This window comes from Vibrio sp. 10N.261.55.A7 (genome assembly GCF_002877365.1).
Classification (GTDB): Bacteria; Pseudomonadota; Gammaproteobacteria; order Enterobacterales; family Vibrionaceae; genus Vibrio.
Genome location: NZ_MCWZ01000325.1, coordinates 1 through 23,116 on the forward strand (window position 1 = coordinate 1; position 23,116 = coordinate 23,116).

Sequence of the window (23,116 nt, forward strand, 5' to 3'; positions counted from 1 at the left end):
TGCAGAGGGAGACGGTGAATCGTGTGAAATAAAGGTTTATGAGGGCCGTATTGCTTTAAGTCACACAGAATTTATCTCACAACAAAAAGTAGAATCAGAACGACCCGAATTACCTGCTGCTAGAGTTGTCGTATCGGGCGGTCGGGGGCTTGGTAGCAAAGAGAGTTTTGCATTAGTGGAACAGCTTGCCGATAAACTCGGTGGTGCCATTGGCGCTTCAAGGGCGGCAGTTGATGCTGGTTATGTCACTAACGATCTGCAGGTTGGGCAAACGGGTAAAATTGTTGCACCAGAATTGTATATTGCTGTTGGAATATCGGGTGCAATTCAACACCTTGCGGGCATGAAAGACTCTAAGGTCATTGTGGCAATCAATAGCGACCCAGAAGCTCCGATTTTCCAAATAGCCGATTATGGATTAGTGGGCGATCTGTTTGAGATAGTGCCTGACCTGATTGACTCGGTATAGTCGAATTTGGAGCGATAACTCGTGTCATTTTCTATTGTTTTCGCCAACTAATATCAAAGCATGAATGCCAACGTAAACCGTTTGAAATCTTAATTCTACATAGAATAAGAAATAGAATTTGATAGTGAATGAGGTATTTCCCTCGCATTGGAGGCACCATAATACTGCTGCTAAGTGACAGTCAGCAGAGATACAATAGGCCGCTAGGCTCTTGAACACTCGTTTATGTTCTCCAATAACCCTTGGTGTTATCTTGCTGATGTTTTCGTGCAGATGTTTTCATGCTGGCCTTAAATACCGCCACGCTGTAGATGCTCAACTAACGATTTGATAAATCGAGCGGCCTCTCCGCCTGTACAGGCTCTGTGGTCAAAGGTCATTGAGATGGGCATGGCTTTTATAGCGGTTGGTATCGCGTCTTTAAGTATCAACTTTTCAATGATTCGTCCTGCCCCAACAATCGCAACTTGAGGAGGGGAAACAACAGGTGTCGCGTAAATACCCGCAATAGCGCCAAAGTTTGATAGTGTAATTGTGCCATGCTGAAGTTGCTCACGGCCTATTTTTCTTTCGCGTATGCCTTTTACGGTTGTATTAAGCCATTGTCGAATTCCCTTTGGATTGTAATCATCGGCATGTCGTAATACGGGAACATACAGACCGTGGGCACTGTCTACGGCAATCCCAACGTTTACCGTGCTATGAACGCAGCGAGTCATGGTTTCTGCATCGAACCAAGCGTTCAAAGCGGGCTCTTGTTGGCAGGCAAAGATAACCGCTTGAATCAGACGAATTGAAATATCTTCGCTAGAGTCCCAATTTTCAAGTGAAGCTTCCTCCGTGATCGTGACATTGGCAACATGCAGGTGCGATTCTGCCATTGTGCCTACCATGGTACGGCGAGCACCTTTCAGGACTTCTGTGCCAGGCAACTGTTTGTCGCAAGCAGCATAAATGTCAGCGTCTAAAATGACACCATTTTGGCCACTGCCTTTAACAGAGGCTAAGTCAACACCTAGGCGCTGAGCAAGAAGGCGCGCGGATGGCATGGCGGTCAGCGTTTCCTTGGAAGGTGTGTTGTGATCGCCACCAATCCAAAAGTCATCCACATTGACGTGATGATCTTGGTGAGACACATTTCCGACGACGGTTGCAGCGTCTTTGTTTTTTGAATGACTCTTTTGGCGTGATTGAGACGAGGTTGAGACCGCACCTACTTCTTCTATTTCTACCAGTAAACTGCCGATGTTGATGACGTCTCCTTCATTGCCGTGTCGACTGGCTATCTTGCCAGCGTGGGGCGCGGGAACTTCAACGACCGCTTTTGCAGTTTCTACAGTTAATATGACTTGGTCAATCTCTACAGTGTCGCCAACGTTGACGTGCCATTCCACGATCTCTGATTCAGCTAATCCTTCACCAAGATCGGGTAGTGTAAATGCTTTCATTTCCAACCCTCCACTAACTCTTTCGCTGCGAGCACAATGTCGTCTTCTTTGATTAAGAAATAATCTTCGTTGCGGTAGTAAGGCATGATGGTGTCAAACCCCGTAAGCCGTTTGGGCGGCGCTTTAAGTAGGCACATGGCTTCTTCTGATGTTCTCGCCAAAATCTCAGCACCCACCCCACAGTTTTTACTTGCTTCGTGGACAACAAGTAATCGCCCTGTTTTTTCCAGAGAATGGACTATTGTCGACATGTCGATCGGCTTAATACTTGCGAGATCAATGACTTCTACCTCAATCCCTGATTTAGAGAGTGATTTGGCGGCTTGAAGAGATTCGACAACGCATGCGCCCCAAGTCACCAGCGTTAAGTCTCGGCCTTTTCGTAACGTAAAGCAGGTATCAAGCGGCAGCGCCACGCCATTGTCGATGACGTCAGAACGAACTGTTCGATAAATACGCTTGGGTTCAAAAAACATGATGGGATCATTGCTTCGAATGGAAGCGAGCAGCAGGCCATAGGCGCGTTGCGGTGATGATGGGATAACCACTTTAAAACCTGGAATATGAGCAAAGAGTGCTTCAACGCTCTCTGAATGATGTTCAGGAGCGTGAATTCCGCCACCAAAAGGCGCTCGGAATACGGCAGGGCAGGCCAGTCGCCCACGAGTGCGATTTCTCATTCGAGCAGCGTGGCACATTAGGTGTTCCATGGCTGGAAAGACGAAGCCTTGAAATTGAAACTCTGCAACAGGTCGTAATCCTTGTGTTGCCATCCCTACGGTCACACCGGCGATGAGCGCCTCAGCAAGCGGAGAATCAATAACGCGTTTTAATCCGAACTTCTCCTTTAACCCAACCGTGGCTCTAAATACACCGCCGTTATCGCCCACATCTTCGCCTAAGACAACGACATTGCTATCGCGCTCCATTTCATGATGCAAGGCGAGGTTAACGGCTTCGAGTAAGGTTATTTCAGCCATGCTTTCCCCCTTGCATACGCATTGCTTTGTGAATCAGTTCGTCGCGTTGCTGATGTAAGTCCGTGGTTGGCGTTTCATAGAGGTAGTCAAATGCGGATTCTGGAGCTTCAAATGTAAGGTTAAGGTAACGCTCAACGACTTGTTCAATCGTTTCTTTACATTGTTTTTGCCAGTCGTCTTCTTGCTCTTCATCCCATGCACCTTGATCGATAAGGTATTTTTGTAAGCGGCGAATTGGCTCAAATTGCCATGCCTGTTGAAGTTCATCTTCGCTGCGATAGCGGCTAGCGTCATCTGCGGTTGTATGATCGCTGAGTCGATAGCTAATCGCTTCTATTAAGGTGGCGCCTTTTCCGTTTCTTGCGCGGTCAAGTGCGGTTAACACTGCATCATGCACGGCGACAGTATCGTTACCATCAACGGTGATGCCCGGGATACCAGCGCCAGACGCTTTTTGAGAAAGAAAATCCGCAGCGCATTGGAGCATTCTTGGCACCGAAATCGCCCATTGATTATTATTGACGACAAACACTAGGGGCAAATTCCACGTGCCTGCACAATTAATGGATTCGAGGAAATCCCCCTTCGACGTGGCACCGTCACCACAGGTGACAAGCGCTGCATTATGTTCACCCTCGATTTTGAGTGCTGAAGCGACACCGACGGCATGTGTACACTGCGTGGCAATAGGGACGCAAAAGGGAAGGTCTCGGCAGTGATTGTTTGGAGACACTGTTTCATTCGATTCTTCTTCTGTGGTGACCATAAAGTCACTGCCTCGTTCGTCTCCTCCCCAATATTGCAGATTTTTCTCCATTGGAATACCGCGCGCCCACATTGCGGGTAAATCTCGATAGTAGGGGATAAACACATCGCTGGCTTTCATAGCGCGACCAATAGCAATACCAATCGCTTCTGCGCCTAAATGAGAGGGGTAGGTGCCAAGTTTTCCGGTACGTTGAAGCGCGACGGCTTTATTGTCGTAGACACGGGTCAGAACCATGTCGCAGTAAAACCGTTTGAGCAGAGAGTAATTCGCCCAATCAGGAAGAGGGGTGACAAGTTGACCTTGGTGGTCGATAAACCTATGCATGGGTAACGACTGAACGTTCATCACAAGCTCCTTGTTCGTACCTTTCGATCTCACCTTGTATTCACTCTGGGATGCTTTATTGCGAAATGCTGTACTAGATAAACCAAATAGGGTGATTCATTTCGCTGCCTAGAGTTGTCTATTTAGTGATAAATCTTGATATGGTCAGATTCTTTAAGTGTAACAACATTGTTAAATCCTGCTCGTTATCACAGAAAGGAGATGAGTAAACTCTGGCTTACACATTCAAAATAGCAGTGGAAAGTGTCGGTTTTTCTCAACTTGAATGTTAACAGACGAAAAAATCGTCTAATAAATCGTCATTATTTAAACCAATATAATGAGCGAGTTTAGGGGTATTTTTCGTCGTTCGCTTAGTTTGAGCACCGTTTAACCTAGAATTCTTGTTGTTTGGGCTGCCTAGGAGGCAGTCATAGAGCAAGCATGCCTCCAATTCTTTGCGTACGGCTGAGTCTGCTTAACACGTTTTCAAGGAGTGAGTCTGAGAAGAGTTTTGTCTACTGGCTCAGTCATATGTTTTGTTACTAATTTATCGCCGGTTTATCGGTTTGCTAAATAACTGTTATCTATGTCTAATTGAGAAATCTGCCTGTGTGCTATCTTTAGGGCAAATATAGACATAAGGGTAATGATATGGTTTTTGATTGGGTAGAGTGGTTTGGTTATTTGGCGTCGCTGGTGGTACTCGTTTCATTAACGATGACCTCAATCGTTAAATTAAGAGTCATCAACTTTATCGGTTGTTTACTGTTTGCAGCGTTTGCGTACTTTATTGATTCTTACCCGACTATGTTAATGAACCTTGGCATTGCAGGTATTAATGTCTATTACCTCGTCGGTCTTGCGAATTCTAAAGATAAATTCAAACTGGTCTCAGCGACTATCGATTCAGAATACTTTGATCATTTTGTCGCGACAAATATTAAAGATATTGAACGTCAGACAACCACGAGCGTCCTTAGAAGTGCGAACACAGCATTCTACATGCTAAGAAACAATGCCATCGCGGGTCTATTGGTTGGTAACAAGCATGAAGATGGATCTTTTGATATTGCTTTGGATTATGTCACTCCTGAGTTTCGAGACCTCAAATTAGCAAACTACTTCTATCAGCAAAGCCCCGATTTGATTAAAAGCAGAGGCATCAAAGTCCTCAAAGCAAAAGCGACGACAGAAGATCATGAAGATTATTTAACTCAAGTTGGCTTTGAAAAAATGGCCGATGATGCGTCTACTTTTGAAAAGCGACTTTAGAGCGTATGCAAATAGTGGTGAGACAAACTGGCAAAGCAGAAAGCTTATCGCATTAGCAAAAGATAAAGCGCTAGGAAAGAATAAAGCGTTAGGAAAATATGTCGCAGTAGAAAACGGACAGATTTCCTTGTTTGGTATGGAATGTGTGATTGAAAATCCGATTTTAAAACGTCACACTGTGCTCAGTTAATAGTTCAGCCTCTATGTTGGGGCTTAAAGTGAAGCAGAAAGGAACTCTATGAGCACCATACTGGATTGTATTCGCACTGTCGGAAGAGGAGAGCGAGGCCGAAAGCCTTTAACACTAGAACAAGCGTATCAAGTCATGGATGAATACCTAGATGGAAAAATAGGTGATGATCAAATGGCGATGCTGTTAATGCTGATACGGGTTCAAAACGAAACCAAGCAAGAGATAGCAGGCTTTGTTAAAGCGTTTCAGTCTCGTGTCCCCAATATTGGCGCGGATGTTGATTGGCCATGTTATGCGGGAAAGCGCAAAACAGCGGGCAAACCCTGGCATATTCTCGCAGCAAAAATTCTAGCTGATAACGGCTTTAAGATCTTGGTTCATGGTTACACTGACAAAGTGACGGATCGTGAACATGCTCAAGATTACATCGACACACTGGGAATCGCACGTGCAGAAGATTCCACAGAAGCTAAGAACCTCGTTCAATCAGATTCGATTTGTTACCTCTCTCTTGAGAAATTTGCTCCACAAGTTGAAGTCATGCTCGACTGGCGTAAACGTTATGGCCTTCGAACCCCGATTAATACTGTGGTAAGAGCTTTAAACCCTGGTGGGGGAAAAATTGGCATCAGAGGTAGCTTTCATCCTGGTTTCCAACAGTTGCATGCGGAAATTGAACATGTCGTGGATGAGCCTAATCATAGTGTTATCTCATTCAAAGGGCAGTCTGGAGAGTCAGAGTACAATCCTAAAGTGAGTCAGAATGTGTGGCTAAGTACTCCAAAAGGGGTCGAATCGTTTTACTGGGAAGCCGACATGATTGAAACGCTTCCTCAGCCAACTCTCTGCGTGTTTGAAACCCCGGAGAATGACAGAGAAATGATGGCGAATACGATTGTGACGACCATGGCCTCCATTCTATTTGCAAAAGAGCCGAATAGAGAAAAGGCGATGGAATTGGCGACAGAATACTGGTCGGAATATTGTCAATCCAACTAATGTGAAGGTATTCAAGTTATAGAAAAATAGCCCTTAATGGGCTATTTTTTGGTCTAAAAAGAAGTGAACTTAAAGCGTTTGTGCTTTCTTATTTAGGTTCAAGATCATCCCATTCCACTCATTGGTTTGCTGCGCCAAGTTCTTTTTGATCTCTTTGTAGCGTAACATCAACACTGAGTATTCATACTTTTTCACCATGTTGTCTTTTTTGGTCTCAAGCAGTTGTTTTTTCAATGCATAGTAGTCGTTCATGCTTGTCGTCAGAGCTTCGAACTCTAATTGCAGCTTTGTATTAATGTCGTGCTTATTTGGCCATGTCTCTATCGCCTGTTGTGCCTTCTTTAAAGACATAGCGGCTTTGGCTTTTTCTATCTTTAGCTGTGGTGCTTTACGAAGTTGCTGAGTTAGCCCCACCCAAGAACAAGACTTTATCAGCCATTTTGTTGGGTCGTAGTGCCACCAAGCAATGCCGTTGCGATAGTCATTTTCAAAAATATGATGGTAATTATGGTAACCCTCACCAAACGTAAAAAACGCGAGCGTTGCACTGTCTCGAGCGGTATTTTTATCGGTATAAGGTTGAGATCCCCAGATGTGTGCGAGGGAGTTAATGAAGAACGTTGTGTGGTGGTTAAGAACCAAGCGAACAGCGCCAATCATCAGAAACATACCAATCACGTCGCCATGAATGACACCAAGTAATATTGGGAATCCGACATTCATGATAAGTGCTAATACGCCATAGTACTTATGCTGCCACATCACGATCTTGTCTTTTTGTAAATCGCGGCAATTTGTGTAGTCACCGTAACGATCACCATGATAGTCCCGAATCATCCAACCTATATGAGAGTACCAGAACCCTTTTTTCGCGGAATATGGGTCTTTCTCATTCACGTCAACATGTTTGTGGTGAATTCGGTGATCAGAGCTCCAGTGCAAAATACTGTTTTGAAGAGCAAATGCGCCACCAATGGCAAAAATAAATCGAAGTGACCAGTGAGCTTGATAGGCTTTATGAGACCAAAGACGGTGATAACCTGCCGTGATGGACATACTACAGAAGCTAAAGCATACCAATAACCATATAAAGTGTTCGGCACCAAAACCAAAATGGTAACCGTACATTGGGGCTGCAATTAGGGCTAACAGTAAGCTAGAGACAAAGATAAAGATATTAAGCCAAATCAGTGGTGGCTTTTGATCCTTCAAGTTGGCTGACGGTGTAGACATTGTGAGAAATCCTTTGGGCTAACAACTGTACGCTAGAATATCAGCGAACAGGTGTAAGTCAAACCGAAGATGCAAAAAATTGTGAACAGAATGTTTGGCTTTTTAATGCTGAAATGAATAGTATGAATAAAGCTAATATCCTTACTGGAAGTAATAAGGAACTATAAATGGATTTAAAAATAGCGGAATATAGCGACTATGAGCGCATCGCAACACTTCATGCCCAAAGTTGGCGTCGTTTTTACAATGGAATACTAGGCGACGACTATTTACAGCATGATGTTCTAGAAGACCGTTTAGCCATCTGGCAAGCGCGACTTATCAACCCTCCTTTTAATCAGCACGTTCTTCTTTTAGAAGAAGGTGGTTTACTCTGTGGATTCGTCTGTGCGTTCGGTAATCATGACTTTGAAAAAGGTACGATGATTGAATCAATACATGTTGATGAAAATTATCGCCGTCGTGGTATTGGGTTACGCCTTCTTAAAGAGGTAACCCTTTGGTGTGAGCAATATTTTTCTGATAGTGGGATCTATCTGGAAGTGATGGCAGAAAACACCCAAGCCGTTGAGTTTTATAATCGTTTAGGCGGTAAGAAGCTCGATGACCGTTTATGGAACGCCCCATGTGGAAATAAAGTTCAAGAATGGGTTTACGGTTGGAAATCACCCGAACATATGCAACAAAAAGTAGTTGAATTGAAAAAGGATTGCATTGTAATAGATTGACATAATTGTATCGCTCGTCCTGACATTGTTCGGACATAACTATCATGACTGATGGTTATGTTCGACATAACTAAATTTCATTGGTAATAGCGATACGCAATATGAAAAAGAAGCTACTGTTAACCACCTTGTTAACCTCGGCAATTCTTGCCGGCTGTAATGATTCAGCAAATTCTGGACAAACTCCTCTTCCTCTAGTTGTGACTCAACAAACCGATATGATCGATTATCGTGGAAGCATGACTTTTATTGGTCGTGCAGAAGCCGTCGATGACACCGATATTACTGCGCAGGTCACAGGTTACTTGCAATCTCGCCACTTTGAAGAAGGCCAAATGGTGGAAGAGGGTGAGTTACTTTATTCGATAGAACCCTCTCAATATGAAGCTCAAGTGGCGACTGCGAAAGCTGAATTAGCACGTATGAACTCAGACCTTAAAAAAGCAGTGCTTGATTATGAACGCGGCGAACGTCTATTACCAAAAGGCAGTATCTCTAAAGCTGATTTCGATGCGTTAACCGCTAGCTTGCGTGGTGCTGAAGCCTTAGTTGAAGCCGCTAAAGCTCAAGTCCGACTTGCTGAAGTCAATCTTTCATATACTCAAATTGTGGCGCCATTCTCAGGTCGAATCAGTGATAGCAAAGTGAGTAAAGGTGATCTTATCTCGCCTCAGTCTGGCGTACTGACGACTTTAGTCAGCCTAGACCCGATTCATGCGTCGTTCAGTGTCAGCGAACGTGACAGACTTGGCAATGCGCTAGAAACGGCAAAAGGCAATGCTAGCTCAAATACGAAAGATGTAGAAGTATCGATTACCCTCGAAAATGGGACGCGATACGGTCACTCTGGCTCACTTAACTTTCTTGGAAACCGTGTAAACATTAATACCGGTACGATAGATATGCGCGCTCTCATACCAAACCCTGACCACAAGTTACTGCCAGGCCAGCACGTACGCGTTGAGCTTCACGCAGAGAATACCGTTCCTGTTATCGCCATTCCTAGAAAGGCTGTTCAATCTGACCTAGAAGGTGATTTTGTGATGGTTGTAACTGAAGGCAATATCGTTGAGCGTAGAAATGTCGAGTTGGGTACTCAAACTCCAGAAGGCGTGATTGTCCCATTTGGTTTAAGTGAAAATGAACAGGTAGTTGTTCAGGGACTACAGCGAATTCGTAACGGAATGCCAGTTCAGATTCAAAACGCTTCATCTGAATCTTCGACGACGGCTGAATAGGACACATTGATATGTTAAGTCGCTTTTTTATCCAGCGCCCTAAATTTGCGTTGGTAATTTCGATAATCTTGTCTCTTGCAGGTGCCATCGCTTTGATGGTGTTACCTGTCGCTGAATATCCTAAGATTAGCCCTCCGTCTGTTAGCGTGACAGCTTACTACACAGGCGCGAGCGCTGAAGTGGTTGAGCAGGCCATTGCCGATCCTATAGAAACATCGGTCAATGGTGTAGAGGACATGCTTTATATGTCTTCTAAGAGCGCGAATGATGGTTCTTATAGCTTGAACGTGACATTTGCCGTGGGAACCGATCCTGACATGGCTCAGGTCAACGTTCAAAACCGTGTCGCTCAAATTGAAGCCAAATTGCCTCAACAGGTACGTACGACGGGTGTTACCGTTAAAAAACGTTCGCCTGATCTATTGATGGTATTAAACTTCTATTCGAAAGACGGTCGATACGATGATCAGTTCCTAATCAACTACATCAACCTCAATGTAAAAGATCAGCTCACACGTGTTACAGGCATCAGTGATGTTGCCGTAATTGGTGGCGGCGAATATGCAATGCGTGTTTGGCTTGATCCTGAGAAACTCGCGAATCTCAATCTGACCACGCCTGACGTTCAATCTGCATTGGCGGAGCAAAACGTACAAGTTGCCGCAGGCCGGGTTGGTGCTGCGCCGTATAGCGAAGCTCAAGAAGTGCAATTTAACCTAGTAACGAAAGGGCGTTTGGAAACGGTTGAAGAGTTTGAGAATGTCGTGCTGCGCGCGAACAGCGATGGCTCGACAGTCTATCTCAAAGATGTGGCTAGAGTTGAACTTGGTAAGAAGTTCTACGATGGTGCTGGTAAATTCCGAGGCCAAGATGCTGCTATCGTGACTCTGTCACTTCAGTCTGATGCGAATGCGTTAGAAAGTGGTGAAGCGGTCATGAAATTGCTTGACGGCTTGAGTGGGAATTTCCCTGAAGGCCTAGAGTACGAAACCAGTTACGACACAACATTGTTCGTTGCAGAATCCATCAAAGGGGTAGTGAAAACACTTGTTGAAGCCATTCTTTTGGTTATTGCAGTCACGTACCTGTTCTTAGGCAGTGCTCGTGCAACCCTTATACCGGTTGTTGCGATTCCTGTTTCGTTGATTGGTACATTTGCGGTAATGCAGATGACAGGCTTTACGATCAATACCGTTACTCTATTCGGATTGATTCTTGCCATCGGTATCGTGGTTGATGATGCGATTCTGGTGATAGAAAACGTGGATACCACAATGGCAAAGGATCCGTCTATTTCCCCTAGACAAGCAACATTGCGTGCTATGAAGGAAGTCACCGGGCCTATCCTAACTTCTACACTGGTACTACTTGCGGTATTCATTCCTGTAGCAATGCTACCGGGCATCACTGGCATTATGTATCGCCAGTTTGCTTTGACGATTTGTATCTCAGTGGTTATTTCTTCGATAAACGCACTGACGCTTTCTCCGGCACTTTGTTCACTTGTCTTGAAACAAGGTGGTGGCAATACCGCGAGCTGGTTTAAGGCGTTTAACCGAGGCCTAGATCGAGTAACGCAGGGCTACGGTAAAATCGCTGGTTTCCTAGTAAAGCGTGCACTCATTGTTGCGGCTGTATTCTTGGTCGCCATCACTTCGCTAACGTACCTGTCAAAGACGACTTCTACCGCGTTCGTTCCTCAGGAAGATAAAGGTATCTTGTTGGTTAACGTTCAGTTACCGGACTCTGCTTCTTTATCGAGAACAGAAGAGGTCACTGAGAAACTCGCAGAGATCGTTGAAAGTGAACCAGGTATCGATGGAGTAACTGTCGCGAACGGTTTTGCGTTTATGACTGGCGCTGCTGCATCAAATGGAGCCTCTCTGTTTATTAAACTGCATGACTGGGAAACACGAAATAATCTAGATGGCGATCACTCATCGTCAGCGATTGCGAAACGAATAAATGGCGCGGCTGCAATGCAGTTACCTCATGCTTCTGTGTTTGCCATGGGGCCACCGGCCGTACCGGGAATGGGCGCTGCATCTGGTTTTGAATTTGTATTAGAGGATGCGTTAGGTCGTAGCCGTACTGATCTCGCAACGCTGATGGGCGATGTGATTCAGGAAGCGAATAAACAACCAGAAATTGCGTTTACGTTCAGCACGTTCAGAGCAAACGTTCCTCACTACAGTGTTGAGATAGATCGTGAGAAAGTCCAACAGCTTGGTATTCCACTGAGTTCGGTTTTCCAGACACTACAAGGAAACCTTGGCTCGATCTATGTGAATGATTTCACTATGTTCGGTAAAAACTACCAAGTGACGATGCAAGCGGACAGCGAATACAGAAACGGCATTGACGATTTAAGTCGATTCCACGTTCGCTCTGCGCAAGGTGAGATGATTCCACTCAGCACGCTCGTGAGTGCTGAGCAAGTCTTCGAACCCGATGTTGCATGGCGTTACAACATGTACCGTAGTGCTGTCATTCAAGGGCAACCGGCTCCAGGGTATTCTAGTGGTGATGCAATTGCTGCAATGGAACGTGTCGCAGCAGATATGCTACCTCAAGGTTATCAATACGAATGGACAGGCATGGCGTACCAAGAGAAGCTTGCGGGCAATCAAGCAATCTATGCTTTTGCGTTAGCACTTATCTTTATTTACCTGTTCATGGTGGCTCAGTATGAGAGCTGGAGTATACCGCTAGCGATTATTTTGGTTGTTCCAATTGCAACACTAGGTTCGTTTATTGCTTTGACATTAACCGGAACGCCGCTTAACCTCTATGCACAGATTGGTTTAGTGCTCTTGATAGCACTGGCGGCCAAAAACGCGATTTTGATTGTTGAATTTGCGAAACAGGAGCGAGAAGACAAAGAGCTATCAATAGATGATGCAGCCGTTAAAGGTGGTAAGTTACGTTTCCGAGCGGTGAACATGACATCTTGGTCATTCATCCTTGGTATCTTCCCGCTGATATTTGCTTCAGGTGCGGGTAACGTGAGTCAAAACTCACTGGGTATTTCACTTATTGGTGGGCTGTTGTGCGTATTATTAGCGGGTACGTTACTGATACCAGCATTCTACTCAATTGTTCAGCGTAAACGAGAAAAGTACCACGGTGGAAGCACTAAGTTGATTCCATTGGATGATGAGTAAATTGTTGACTTAGCGAGTTCTCCTTAGGAAAAAGCCCCGACAGTCGTCGGGGCTTTTTAGTATTCAGGGGAACATTTTGTTTATGCGGCGGTTTCTTTGAGAGGCTGAGCCTTTTTCTCTTGCTGCATTTTCACTAGAAAGTAAACGTTAACGCAGGCAATAAAACCGTTTGTTAGCACCACTGGCCAAGAGTTGATCATCAAGCCGTAAGCGGTAAATAAGCCACAACCAACGAAATTAATCACGCGTAAACGCACGATATCTTTCATCGTTAATGAAATTGCTACCATGATTGAAGCCGCGTATCCTAAAATTTCTACTGTATTCATATCCATAATTTGTTCTCTCAATCTTGTCGATTCGACTCGGTACCAATTCTTCTCTTCTTGAGATAGTCGAGGAAGCTCCTTGCCCCGAATGGTGCTGTTAAATTCGGCGCAAATATAACAAAGTAAAAACTGTGATTAAAGACACAAATTTGAGCAAGTTGAAGGTTAGCGATTACGCAAACGTTTAGCCGCTTTTTACAAATGTAAATCACGATGTTGGTGATGTAATGAGAGAAGAATTTAGGCCAAATTAAGAAGAATGCTAAAGCAGGGATTGTCGACTGCTTTAGCATTGAGTGTACTCTAAATCGTGTAAATAGGACCTGCCATTAAATGGGTTTATTATCCAAGAAATCCCAACGATTTGTCAGAGAAGTTGTCTATATTGGGGAAAACATATTTAAGTTCCTCTGTGGTATTAACCCCCATCCATTTGGCGAATGTTGCATTGACCTGATCCGCCGCGATCGTTGGCACTAATCGACCGTTGGATATATCATCCGAGCCGTTTACTTTTATCTCTGGCCACTCTCCGATCGATGACGCTGAGTTTAGAGCACCGCCAAATACAAATTGATGTCCTCCCCAACCGTGATCGGTACCTTTACCGTTCGACGCGATGCGGCGACCAAATTCAGAGGTGGTAAAAGTGGTGACTTGATCGCTCAAATTATTGCCTTGTAGAGCAGAATCAAAGGCAGCAACGTTTATCGCAAGATCTTCTAATAAACGAGGATGGTCTAATAATTGGTTATTGTGAAGATCATAGCCGGCTTGTTTGAGGTAAATCACCTGTCTCGATTGTCCCAAACTTTGCTGACTTTTAATTAGCTTATAAGCATATTGGAACTGTTTCCCTAAGTCGGATTGTGTAAAGCCGGACACGGAAGGAACTTTTTTAAGTTGCTCGTCTAATGTTTGACTTATATAGAGTGCGTCACCCATCATATTTCTCATATGGGCAATAAAAGGGTTAGTGGTTTCACTATTAACGAGTTGGGAATAGCTTTGGGCGATTGCATCATGTTTTACAGCTTCTATTTGCGCAGTCCCCGATAACTTTAAGATGTTTTGTTGATACTGTGCAGACCTCAACCACAGCGTATTATTTGTGATGCTATAAAGGGGGGCGATCGTAGATTGGTTGCCTAATACGTCGAGCATTCTTCCTGCCCAGCCTAGATTTGGAGCGACACCAACGCCCCCTTTTTCCCATTCGTGCGTTTGAGAGTTGTGCGAAAAAAGCTGCGGAGGCAAAGGCTTCAACTGGTCTTCTATTTCTTGCTTAGTCATGGGTTCTTTGAGAATACCGCTGTTGATAATGGCCATGGCTCTATGTTGACTGAATAGTTCACTGAGCTTGGACAGTTTAGGGTGCAACCCAAGTTGAACAAGGCTACCTGATCGATCGAATACAGAATGCCCGATAGGCGTTAGGTCGGCTTGTTTTACCGCTATGCTAGGGCGAGCGACTTCATATTCTTGATAATGCTTGTCATCTGTCGGCACAATCGTATTGAGTGCATCATTCCCACCTGCAAGGTTGATACAAACAAGTGCTTTGTAGTCTGTTTGTGAGTTTGCATAAGAATGGCCTGGCATTAGCCCACCAACTGTTAGACCACCCAGTGAAGCAAGTAACGAACGTCTTGAAAGTTTCATAATTTGTCACCTAGTTTTGGATGAAAAAGTCATCGCTGGCTAATGAAATGGACACAGCATGGTAGACACGCAAAAAGGCTGATGCATTGCTACTATGTTGGTTAAGGTTCTCGAGTAGAACGGTTTTGAGATCGAGTGACATCGAACTGCCAAACATTTTTTGATTGATGAGATTGACGAGTTCATCGGAATCGAATGCCGCATCAGTTAAGTCATCAAGCTGCAAAGTCAGATCGTAACGGGGGTTGTACCCTGCATAAGTGGCTAAGTAATTAACCAAGTCGACATAGTTAGCCCAAGATATGAGCTCCACTTCCGGAGCGAGCAACGATTCGTCAGTAAGAACACCTGTAGGCATGTGATTGGGTGAATAAAAGTTAAATACAGAAGCCGCACCAAGTGGTTTTTGATGAGCGTAAACCATAATGCGGTTAGCGTCTGTGATTCTGTCTTTAGAATATTCAGCACTGAACGCACGATGAAAATGGGTGGCGACAATGATTGGCTCTTTTATTTTGATACTGTCGCCACTTTGCGCTTCAGGATCCAAAATAATAGCCGTAAAAATGGCTTCTAGATCACCTCTCACTCCATCACCGTTGTCATCAAATACATTGGCAATACGCTCGATATAGGCAGGACTTGGATTGGAAGACACCAAACGCTGGATAAGAAGTCTGGAAACAAAAGGAGCCATACTTGGGTGATTGAAAAGTATATCGAGTACCGCTTTGACGTCTTGTTCTGGTGTTTGCCAGGCAGGAATATGGTTACCTAATACTGTTTTGGATTCGTAATCATGGAACCTTGTATCGGTGATCATAGGTTTGTTGAAAGCCCAATCATCTTGCTTCCACCCAGTAAAGGCTCTTGCTATCTCTTCAATGTCCTCTTGGCCGTAGTTAGGAATAGGTTGGCCATTTTTGAGCTTTAGACTTCCATCTTGATTGAGTTGGTGCAAACCGATTGTAAACAGCTGCATAACTTCACGAGCATAGTTTTCATCTGGGTAACTGTTTTTGCTAGGGTCAGATTTTTTACTTCCATTCATAGATAGGTAGCTACCCATGGCTGCGTGAAGGGTTACCTTTTCAAGGAGCTCTCGGTAATTGCTGAATGCATTTTCAACGAGTACGTCGTAGTAAATCGTGACGGCTTCAGCACGTGATCCAAGTTGCTTGTGTTGCTGAGACACAACGAGAACCTGACTCAAAGCGTAGGCGGCTCGTTGGCGAAACTGATCTTCTGCCCCTATCGCAATTTGATACCACGCATTCAGTCGATTCCTTTTTGATAAACCAGGAAAGGGCGATTGGAATAGGTCGTGGTGCAATGTTGGGGAAAGATCTATTTGTTCTTTGAGCCATGTTCGAGGGGTACTTTCGCGTACGATTTCTAAATTTTCTTCTGTGGGTCCAAATGTAGTTTGTTCTAGAAAGCGGTAAATTTGTTTGTCTGAATAATAGGGTTCTTGGGCTTGAAGCGCTGTCGATAAAATCAAACTGACGGATACCAAGCATGTCAGCATCCAACTTTTAGTGGATTGAGTTCCAGTCATTGTAAATCTCACTTAGTACGTTCAGTACATTAGCCTGAGTTTTATGGTGTCTATGTGTGTCAATGAAATATTCGTCTTATTTTTGAGAAATCATCAATATTTTTATCTCAGTAAAAATTATAGATGACGAAGTAATTTCGGTGAGTGAATTATGTGTGAAGCGTTCTTTCTAGCATGACTGCTTAAGGTATCTGACTGTAAAATATAGATAAAAACGGAAAGTATGAAATTTTCAGTAAATCTGAATAAAATTCTCATATTTGTGGATTATTACGTATTAGGAGTGGATGTGTAGATTTTGAATTGCGTTGCAAAGCGTATTTTGATGTATTGGTTTAGTTACTTGATTGAATTAAAGGAGATTGCATGAAAACTATTGGAATGATCGGCGGAATGAGTTGGGAATCAACGGTTTCTTATTATCAAACAATCAACCAAAGCATTAATAAATCACTGGGTGGCCATCACTCTGCAAAACTTGTCCTCGTCAGTGTCGATTTCGCAGAAATAGAAAAGTACCAAGCGAGTAACGAATGGGATAAAGCGGCTGGTGTTTTAATTCAAGCTGCTCAAGCACTTGAGAAAGCCGGAGCTGACTTTTTTGTTATCTGTACAAATACCATGCACAAAGTGGCCACAGTGGTTCAAGCTGAAGTAAATATACCTCTACTTCATATTGCTGATGCAACGGGTCAAAACCTTAAACTTCGTGGAATTAAAAAAGTAGGGCTGTTAGGGACGGCATTTACGATGGAACAGGAATTTTATAAAGGGTATTTAGAAAGAGAGTTTGGAATTGAAGTGATCGTTCCTAATGGAGTGCAAAGGCGTTTAATTCATGATGTCATCTACAATGAACTTTGTATGGGGCGTGTCTCTCGCCGTTCTAAGTCCGATTACATTTCTATCATTGAAGACCTACATGCAGAGGGAGCGGAAGGGGTTATTTTGGGTTGCACAGAGATTGGTTTGCTCGTTAAGGCTGAGGATACAGATATATTGTTATTCGATACGACAAAAATACACGTAGAGCATACGGTCAGCCATGCTTTGTCTAGCTAAGTGAGTTTAATTAAAACTTTATGTATCTATCTATCGATCACTGCTAGCTCCTAGTGGTTCCTGAAAGTATTATTTTGCGTTTGAAAAATAGGCGGCGACGTCTCTTAGGTCTTGATCATTGAGGTGTTGCAATTGCGCTTTCATCATGTCAGCGAGTGGCCCTGTTCGATGCCCATCTTGGTAAGCTTTCATAGCGTTGTACAGATATTGTGCATCTTGGCCATCTATATTTGGATAAGACGGGTTTGGTGCCTTTCCTGTCACACCGTGGCAGTATATACAACTTGGTGATTTTTGTTTCCCTAGCGCGACGTCACCAGAATTAGATCCAGCATAGCTACCGGCAGTATAAGTAAACGCGGTGAGCAAGTATAAGTAAGAAAGGGTCTTTGCCGTTAGCAGGTGCAATTTATACATGTTTTTTCTGCTTGAGTTGAATTAGAAAAACGACGTCAAAGCCAAATTGTTAGAGCTTCCTATATGGGAAGCTCTTATTGGCAAAAGTGATGTTTACAAGAGATCACCAATCTTTTCAATCAATGTGTCTATATCTTGTCTCGATACATCTCTGTGAGTCACAAATCGTATTGGGTTACCCGGTGAAATCAGAATACCTTCCACACCTAGTTTATCTGCGATCGCGGAAATGTTAATTGAGTCATCTAACTTGGCAAAAACAATGTTCGTTTCAACACGTTCTACATTGACGGTAAACCCTTCAAGATTATTTAGACCTTCAGCCAAGATTTTTGCATTTTCGTGGTCAATTGAAAGTTGCTCAACATGCTCTGTTAATGCAAGTTTTCCTGCTGCTGCTAATATTCCAGCCTGACGCATTCCGCCACCCAACATTTTTCGGATACGTCGTGCTTTGCCTATGTACTCATGGCTACCGAGTAGCAAAGAGCCGACGGGAGCTCCCAATCCTTTTGATAGACAAATCGTCATAGAGTCAAAATATCGCGCAATCTCTTTTACATCGACGTTGAGCGCGGCAACCGCGTTATAGACACGTGCGCCATCAAGATGAAGTGACAAATTGTGTGTATCAACAAACTCTCTAGCGTCAGCGAGGTAGGAAAGAGGGAGAACTTTACCGTTTATCGTATTTTCTAAGCTCAATAGTTTTGTACGAGCGAAATGAGAGTCATCGGGTTTTATCGCCGCCTTTAATTTACCAAAATCCAAGGTTCCGTCTGGATTATTCTCAATCGGCTGTGGCTGAATTGAACCAAGAACGGCCGCACCGCCAGCTTCGTACTTGTAATTGTGTGCTTGTTGGCCACACAGGTACTCATCGCCACGCTCGCAGTGCGCCATTAAGCCAAGTAAGTTGGCTTGAGTGCCAGAGGAAGTGAATAGAGCAGCCTCAAATCCGTGACGCTCGGCCGCCCAAGTTTCGAGATCGTTGACGGTTGGGTCATCGCCATAAACGTCATCTCCAACGGGAGCATTTGCCATTGTTTCGCGCATTTTGTCCGTTGGTCTGGTTACGGTATCAGATCTGAAGTCCATTTATTTCTCCTATATATGCCCACAAAGCATGGCTTTGCTTAAACAGGCAATGGTTTTGGCGTCGGTAATTGTATCGTTCACGATGAGTCGTTGGATTTCTTCAATCGGCTTCGCGATAACTTCGATTATTTCATCTTCATCACAATGGTATCGCTGAGTTTTACTCAGTCCCTTTGCAACGAATAGGTGTTGTATTTCATCGCAGAAACCTGCGAGGGGGGTAACTTGCCCAAGTGGGTACCAATTTGAGGCGCTGTATCCCGTTTCTTCTTCTAACTCACGTTGAGCACATTCTATGGGTTTTTCCCCTGCTTCTATGGTTCCAGCGGGTAATTCGAGCAGCCACTTTCTGAGTGACGGGCGAAATTGATTAATTAATATGATTTCATTTTTTTCGTTGATCGGCAAAATGACGGCAGCACCAGGATGAGAAATAGTAGTATGTGAAATGTGGTGGCCATTTGGTAAGCGGATATCTTCTTCAATGAGAGAGATTTGCTTCCATGTATGTATGAGCTTACTCATGCAAATCCGCAATTAGTTTGTTATAGAAAAGGTACGTTAACCATATCGATATTCCGCCTGCAAAGAAAGCCGAAAATACGCCAATATTGACGCTTAAATAATCGATATTGCGAATCACATGATTGCAAACATAGATTGCAATGATAAACAGTAAATGTATTCTGCTATAACTAAGCGATCTTAATTAAAATACACTTGTAACAAAGTAATAACAAATGTATAAACATATACATAATAAGAAGTTGTATCCTTCTCCTGGAGCCCCTAAATGATAAGCCCAACCCCCGCATCTCACTCACAAAAAGCTCTGTTATCAGAAAGGATAAACAAGCTTGCGCATGCACTTTCTGATGGTGTATATGAGAGAGAAGACACGATTAAATTGTGCCTATTGGCCGCTTTGTCTGGCGAGAGTGTATTTCTGTTGGGACCACCGGGTATCGCAAAAAGCTTAATAGCGAAGCGCTTGATTCAAGCGTTCGATAACTCAAGCTATTTTGAGTATTTAATGACACGATTCTCTACTCCAGAAGAAGTGTTCGGTCCGCTCAGTATCCAAGAATTAAAAGACAATGGCCGTTATGTTCGATTGACGGACGGGTATCTGCCTACCTCTCAGGTTGTTTTCCTCGATGAGATTTGGAAAGCAGGGCCTGCTATTCTGAACACGCTATTGACGGTCGTGAATGAGAAGACATTCAAGAACGGCAGCGAAATAGAGCGTGTGCCAATGCGACTATTGATATCTGCATCCAACGAGTTGCCTGATGAAGACAGTGGCTTAGACGCACTCTATGACCGTATGTTAGTAAGAGTGTTCATTAACCGGATCCAGAATAAGCAGAACTTCAAATCCATGCTGACGGTAGGGACTGTACAAGAAGCTAAAATTCCAGAAGGTTTAGCGATCACTGATGACGAATACCATCAATGGCAAGCAGACCTCGATAAACTTGAATTAAGCGACGCCGTGTTTGAAAAGTTATTTCAACTGAAATCAATGCTAGAAGGAAGCGATGATTTCTCTGAAAGTGGCTCAAACTCTCCTGCCGATCCCGATAGTTATGTGTCCGACCGACGTTGGAAAAAAGCGGTTCGCTTGCTTAAGGCGAGTGCTTTCTTTAACGGTCGAAGCTGTATCAACCCACTCGATCTGTTATTGCTGCAGGACTGTCTTTGGAACAGTCCAGAGTCAAGAGATAGGGTCCGTGGGATTATCCGAGATTTTGCGCTAAACCATGCGTTTGATCAGCAGGATGTTGATTTACAAATCTCCATGTGTCGTGAAGAGCTTGATGATATTCAAGATGAGATTGAAGACAAATACAGCGTTGTGCTGAATCAGGAAGCGCCAACGGGTCTGTTGAAAAAGCACGTACAGCAATACGATATTTCAAATGCGAATACGTATAAAGTTGGAACGACATCAGGGTTGCTCAAGCTTGTTCTTCTCCAGACGAATATGTCAGTGTCTGAATCAGATAAAGGTGACAGTCGCTTTGTGTACTTACCAAAAAATGATTTGAATAAGGTCATTAAAGACGGAGGCGGTGAGGTTTACGGGTACGTCAATCAAAACACAAGTATTTGCCGCTTAACTTTCGATGTTGATGCCGAAAATCACTTGGTCATTAAAGATATTGCTAATCGTGGGGTCCTTGTGGCTGTTGCTGATAAAGAAGGGCTAGACGACGAACTCTATAAGCACTGGAGTGAAAAGGCTGACAAAGCAATGTCTCAGCTTCAATCTGCAGATTACCACCTTCGTAAAGTTCGCTCTGATTTTCATGGCGCTCTTCCACACAGTTTTATTGATAGCGAACTGCCTAGAACCATGGAAACAGGCCTACAAGAATTATTGACTAAGTTAGAAACAACGAAAGTAGAATGTGAAAAAACCGTGTTCAGAGTGAAACATCTCAATGAGTTTTTTGCGTAGGAGTCTGGAATGCTAGGGGCTGATGGACTAAATCTTGTCGTGATGATTGCTGAATCGGGGATCGTAGATACTGCGGTTAACGATTTGATGGCTCGTTCTCAAGTGATGATGATGGCTGAGAACCGTGGTGTAAAAACATCGGTGAAAGGTCACATTAGTAAATGGCGCAGCAATGTTAAGCGTCGCATTACTAAAGTCTGTGAAACCGATCGTTTCAAACATGAATTAGCGCTCTATCAAGATGTGATTCATTGGGATGAACAAACTTTCTTCGAAAACCTGAATGATGTGGTTAAACAGTTAGAGTGGCATTCTGCTTTCTATCTGCAAGCCCGCCGACTTATTGAAAAGAACAAAGGGATAAATAACCCTATGTTCCCTCATTACTTCTGTGACCAGTGGTACAAAAGCTTGTCTGACTCTCTAAAGAAAGCACAGATCTCAGAGTTAGAGGCGAGTAAAGAGAAGGCTCTAAAAGATCTGTATCAACGAATGGAAACGATAAAGAACATGGATCGAGTCACTGAGTCGGGCAGTGAGATTAGTATTGGTCGATTGTGGGACATGGCTTCTGCGAAACTCAGTAAAACCGATTTAACGGTAATGAAGAAGCACGCCGAATATTTAAAGAAAAATAAAGGCCTACAAGAGATAGCGGCAGAGTTAGGCAGAATGGCTGGTGAGGTTGACGATCCGGATCTGAACGTAACGCCTGCTGAAGAATTGCAGATGGTTGAAGAAAAGTCAGATGAAGCGACAGACGACATTGTCGGAATTCATGAAAGCGACGACCTAAATAAGTTACTCCCTAACGAAACCATGTTTCTAGCTTACCCAGAGCTTGAAGTGGTTTTCTATAAACACCTCGTTGATAAGCGTCTTTTGAATTACAAAGTGGCGGGTAAGTCGAGAACCCTCCGCCGGGTAAGAGCTCACGTTCCAGACAATAAAGAGATTGACGTGGAAAAGGGGCCGTTTGTCATTTGTGTGGATGCATCCGGCTCAATGAAAGGTGCGCCTGAGCAGTCAGCAAAAGCGATGGCTTATGCGCTGATGCAAATCGCTTTGGCAGAAGAAAGAGACTGTTTTGTTATTCTTTTTTCTACAGAGCAAATTACTTATGAACTGACCAGACAGGACGGCCTTCGAGAGGCCAGTGATTTTCTAGCCTATAGTTTTCATGGCGGCACTGACTTTGAGCAGGCGATCATGACATCCATAGAAACGATGGAAAAGAGCAAATATAAAAATGCTGATCTAGTCGTCATTTCTGACTTTATAGCACCGAAGCAATCCGATGAGTTGCAACAGAAAGTCGATTTACTCAAAACCAAAAAGAACCGTTTTCATGGTGTGAGTGTGTCGAAATATGGTAATCCACAGTTGATGCAGATGTTCGATCACTGTTGGGCGTATCATCCAAGCCTAATGGGACGCTTAATGAAGCAGTGGTAAAAATCATCAATCCGCATGATAGTTCGTCGAATCGATGTAAAACTGGACAAACAAACGTATTTTTCTTTTTTTTGTTTGACTCTCCTCGCTCAATCCGTAAAGTATGCATCCAACGTAACGACACCAAGCTAACGCATTGATAGCAAAGGTGTTGGAAGAGTTAAGTCGTTAAAAAAAGGCGTGTTGGCAGAGTGGCTATGCAGCGGATTGCAAATCCGTGGACCTCGGTTCGACTCCGGGACGCGCCTCCA

19 protein-coding genes, 1 tRNA gene and 1 pseudogene are annotated in these 23,116 nt (G+C 43.8%); 11 read left to right on the plus strand and 10 right to left on the minus strand.

Translation table 11 applies throughout. The features are described 5' to 3' along the window. A partial coding sequence (locus BCU12_RS20880) for an FAD-binding protein (RefSeq protein WP_241909887.1) occupies positions 1–469 on the plus strand: 469 nt, incomplete at its 5' end. A 290-nt stretch (positions 470–759) separates the two neighbouring features. Here the strand turns inward: BCU12_RS20880 and BCU12_RS20885 are convergent. Genes BCU12_RS20885 through pdhA form a run of 3 tightly spaced genes read right to left on the minus strand, consistent with a single transcriptional unit; the run spans position 760 to position 4,011 of the window. Then, complete coding sequence (locus BCU12_RS20885) at positions 760–1,917, minus strand: dihydrolipoamide acetyltransferase family protein (RefSeq protein WP_198599404.1); 1,158 nt, start codon at positions 1,915–1,917, stop codon at positions 760–762. Next, a complete protein-coding gene (locus tag BCU12_RS20890) occupies positions 1,914–2,897 on the minus strand; it encodes an alpha-ketoacid dehydrogenase subunit beta (RefSeq protein WP_102406363.1) in 984 nt (327 codons plus the stop codon). Before BCU12_RS20890 ends, BCU12_RS20885 begins: the two co-directional genes overlap by 4 nt. Continuing rightward, positions 2,890–4,011, minus strand: coding sequence for a pyruvate dehydrogenase (acetyl-transferring) E1 component subunit alpha (gene pdhA, locus BCU12_RS20895; RefSeq protein ID WP_102406365.1), 1,122 nt, complete (start codon positions 4,009–4,011; stop codon positions 2,890–2,892). The genes BCU12_RS20890 and pdhA overlap by 8 nt, the downstream gene beginning before the upstream one ends. Before the next feature lie 633 nt (positions 4,012–4,644). Between pdhA and BCU12_RS20900 the strand changes: the two genes are divergently transcribed. The 3 genes and pseudogenes from BCU12_RS20900 to BCU12_RS20910 form a co-directional block, all read left to right on the plus strand. Further along, positions 4,645–5,265 carry a hypothetical protein gene (locus tag BCU12_RS20900; RefSeq protein ID WP_102406367.1) on the plus strand — a complete coding sequence of 207 codons (621 nt, stop codon included), beginning with the start codon at positions 4,645–4,647 and terminating at the stop codon, positions 5,263–5,265. After that, positions 5,234–5,455 (plus strand): hypothetical protein, encoded by a 222-nt coding sequence (locus BCU12_RS20905; protein ID WP_102406369.1) that lies wholly within the window; start codon positions 5,234–5,236, stop codon positions 5,453–5,455. The genes BCU12_RS20900 and BCU12_RS20905 overlap by 32 nt, the downstream gene beginning before the upstream one ends. A 45-nt stretch (positions 5,456–5,500) precedes the next feature. Beyond that, positions 5,501–6,457, plus strand: a pseudogene (locus tag BCU12_RS20910) (glycosyl transferase family protein); the annotation flags it as partial. A 69-nt stretch (positions 6,458–6,526) separates the two neighbouring features. Here the strand turns inward: BCU12_RS20910 and BCU12_RS20915 are convergent. Continuing rightward, positions 6,527–7,690, minus strand: a complete 1,164-nt coding sequence (locus BCU12_RS20915; protein WP_102406373.1) for a fatty acid desaturase — start codon at positions 7,688–7,690, stop codon at positions 6,527–6,529. A 167-nt stretch (positions 7,691–7,857) separates the two neighbouring features. Here BCU12_RS20915 and BCU12_RS20920 point away from each other — a divergent pair, with 167 nt between their 5' ends. The 3 genes from BCU12_RS20920 to BCU12_RS20930 all read left to right on the plus strand — a co-directional run bounded on the left by BCU12_RS20920 (position 7,858) and on the right by BCU12_RS20930 (position 12,820). Then, positions 7,858–8,418, plus strand: a complete 561-nt coding sequence (locus BCU12_RS20920; protein ID WP_102406374.1) for a GNAT family N-acetyltransferase — start codon at positions 7,858–7,860, stop codon at positions 8,416–8,418. A 101-nt stretch (positions 8,419–8,519) separates the two neighbouring features. After that, entirely contained in the window at positions 8,520–9,656 is a 1,137-nt protein-coding gene (locus BCU12_RS20925; protein ID WP_102406375.1) for an efflux RND transporter periplasmic adaptor subunit, read from the plus strand. Positions 9,657–9,667: 11 nt separating this feature from the next. After that, positions 9,668–12,820 (plus strand): multidrug efflux RND transporter permease subunit, encoded by a 3,153-nt coding sequence (locus tag BCU12_RS20930; protein ID WP_102406376.1) that lies wholly within the window; start codon positions 9,668–9,670, stop codon positions 12,818–12,820. An 80-nt stretch (positions 12,821–12,900) separates the two neighbouring features. Here the strand turns inward: BCU12_RS20930 and BCU12_RS20935 are convergent, their stop codons facing one another. The 3 genes from BCU12_RS20935 to BCU12_RS20950 form a co-directional block, all read right to left on the minus strand. After that, positions 12,901–13,155, minus strand: a complete 255-nt coding sequence (locus tag BCU12_RS20935) for a YgjV family protein (protein WP_102406378.1) — start codon at positions 13,153–13,155, stop codon at positions 12,901–12,903. 336 nt (positions 13,156–13,491) lie between these two features. After that, positions 13,492–14,811, minus strand: a complete 1,320-nt coding sequence (locus BCU12_RS20945; RefSeq protein WP_102406382.1) for a DUF1501 domain-containing protein — start codon at positions 14,809–14,811, stop codon at positions 13,492–13,494. 10 nt (positions 14,812–14,821) lie between these two features. Further along, positions 14,822–16,369: a DUF1800 domain-containing protein gene (locus tag BCU12_RS20950; protein ID WP_102406383.1), complete on the minus strand. Its 1,548-nt coding sequence runs from the start codon at positions 16,367–16,369 to the stop codon at positions 14,822–14,824. 366 nt (positions 16,370–16,735) lie between these two features. On the opposite strand from BCU12_RS20950, the gene BCU12_RS20955 reads away from it, so the two are divergent. After that, positions 16,736–17,431: an aspartate/glutamate racemase family protein gene (locus tag BCU12_RS20955; protein ID WP_102406385.1), complete on the plus strand. Its 696-nt coding sequence runs from the start codon at positions 16,736–16,738 to the stop codon at positions 17,429–17,431. Between the two features lie 69 nt (positions 17,432–17,500). On the opposite strand, the gene BCU12_RS20960 is transcribed toward BCU12_RS20955, so the two are convergent. The 3 genes from BCU12_RS20960 to BCU12_RS20970 all read right to left on the minus strand — a co-directional run bounded on the left by BCU12_RS20960 (position 17,501) and on the right by BCU12_RS20970 (position 19,471). Continuing rightward, complete coding sequence (locus tag BCU12_RS20960) at positions 17,501–17,848, minus strand: cytochrome c (protein ID WP_102406387.1); 348 nt, start codon at positions 17,846–17,848, stop codon at positions 17,501–17,503. 93 nt (positions 17,849–17,941) lie between these two features. Beyond that, positions 17,942–18,946: a low-specificity L-threonine aldolase gene (gene ltaE, locus BCU12_RS20965; protein WP_102406389.1), complete on the minus strand. Its 1,005-nt coding sequence runs from the start codon at positions 18,944–18,946 to the stop codon at positions 17,942–17,944. A 9-nt stretch (positions 18,947–18,955) separates the two neighbouring features. After that, entirely contained in the window at positions 18,956–19,471 is a 516-nt protein-coding gene (locus BCU12_RS20970) for an NUDIX hydrolase (RefSeq protein WP_102406391.1), read from the minus strand. A 268-nt stretch (positions 19,472–19,739) separates the two neighbouring features. On the opposite strand from BCU12_RS20970, the gene BCU12_RS20975 reads away from it, so the two are divergent. The 3 genes from BCU12_RS20975 to BCU12_RS20985 all read left to right on the plus strand — a co-directional run bounded on the left by BCU12_RS20975 (position 19,740) and on the right by BCU12_RS20985 (position 23,116). After that, on the plus strand, positions 19,740–21,410 hold the full coding sequence (locus BCU12_RS20975) for an ATPase RavA domain-containing protein (protein WP_102406393.1): 1,671 nt from the start codon (positions 19,740–19,742) through the stop codon (positions 21,408–21,410). A gap of 9 nt (positions 21,411–21,419) precedes the next feature. Then, complete coding sequence (gene viaA / locus BCU12_RS20980; RefSeq protein ID WP_102406395.1) at positions 21,420–22,865, plus strand: ATPase RavA stimulator ViaA; 1,446 nt, start codon at positions 21,420–21,422, stop codon at positions 22,863–22,865. 177 nt (positions 22,866–23,042) lie between these two features. Then, a tRNA-Cys gene (locus BCU12_RS20985) sits at positions 23,043–23,116 on the plus strand.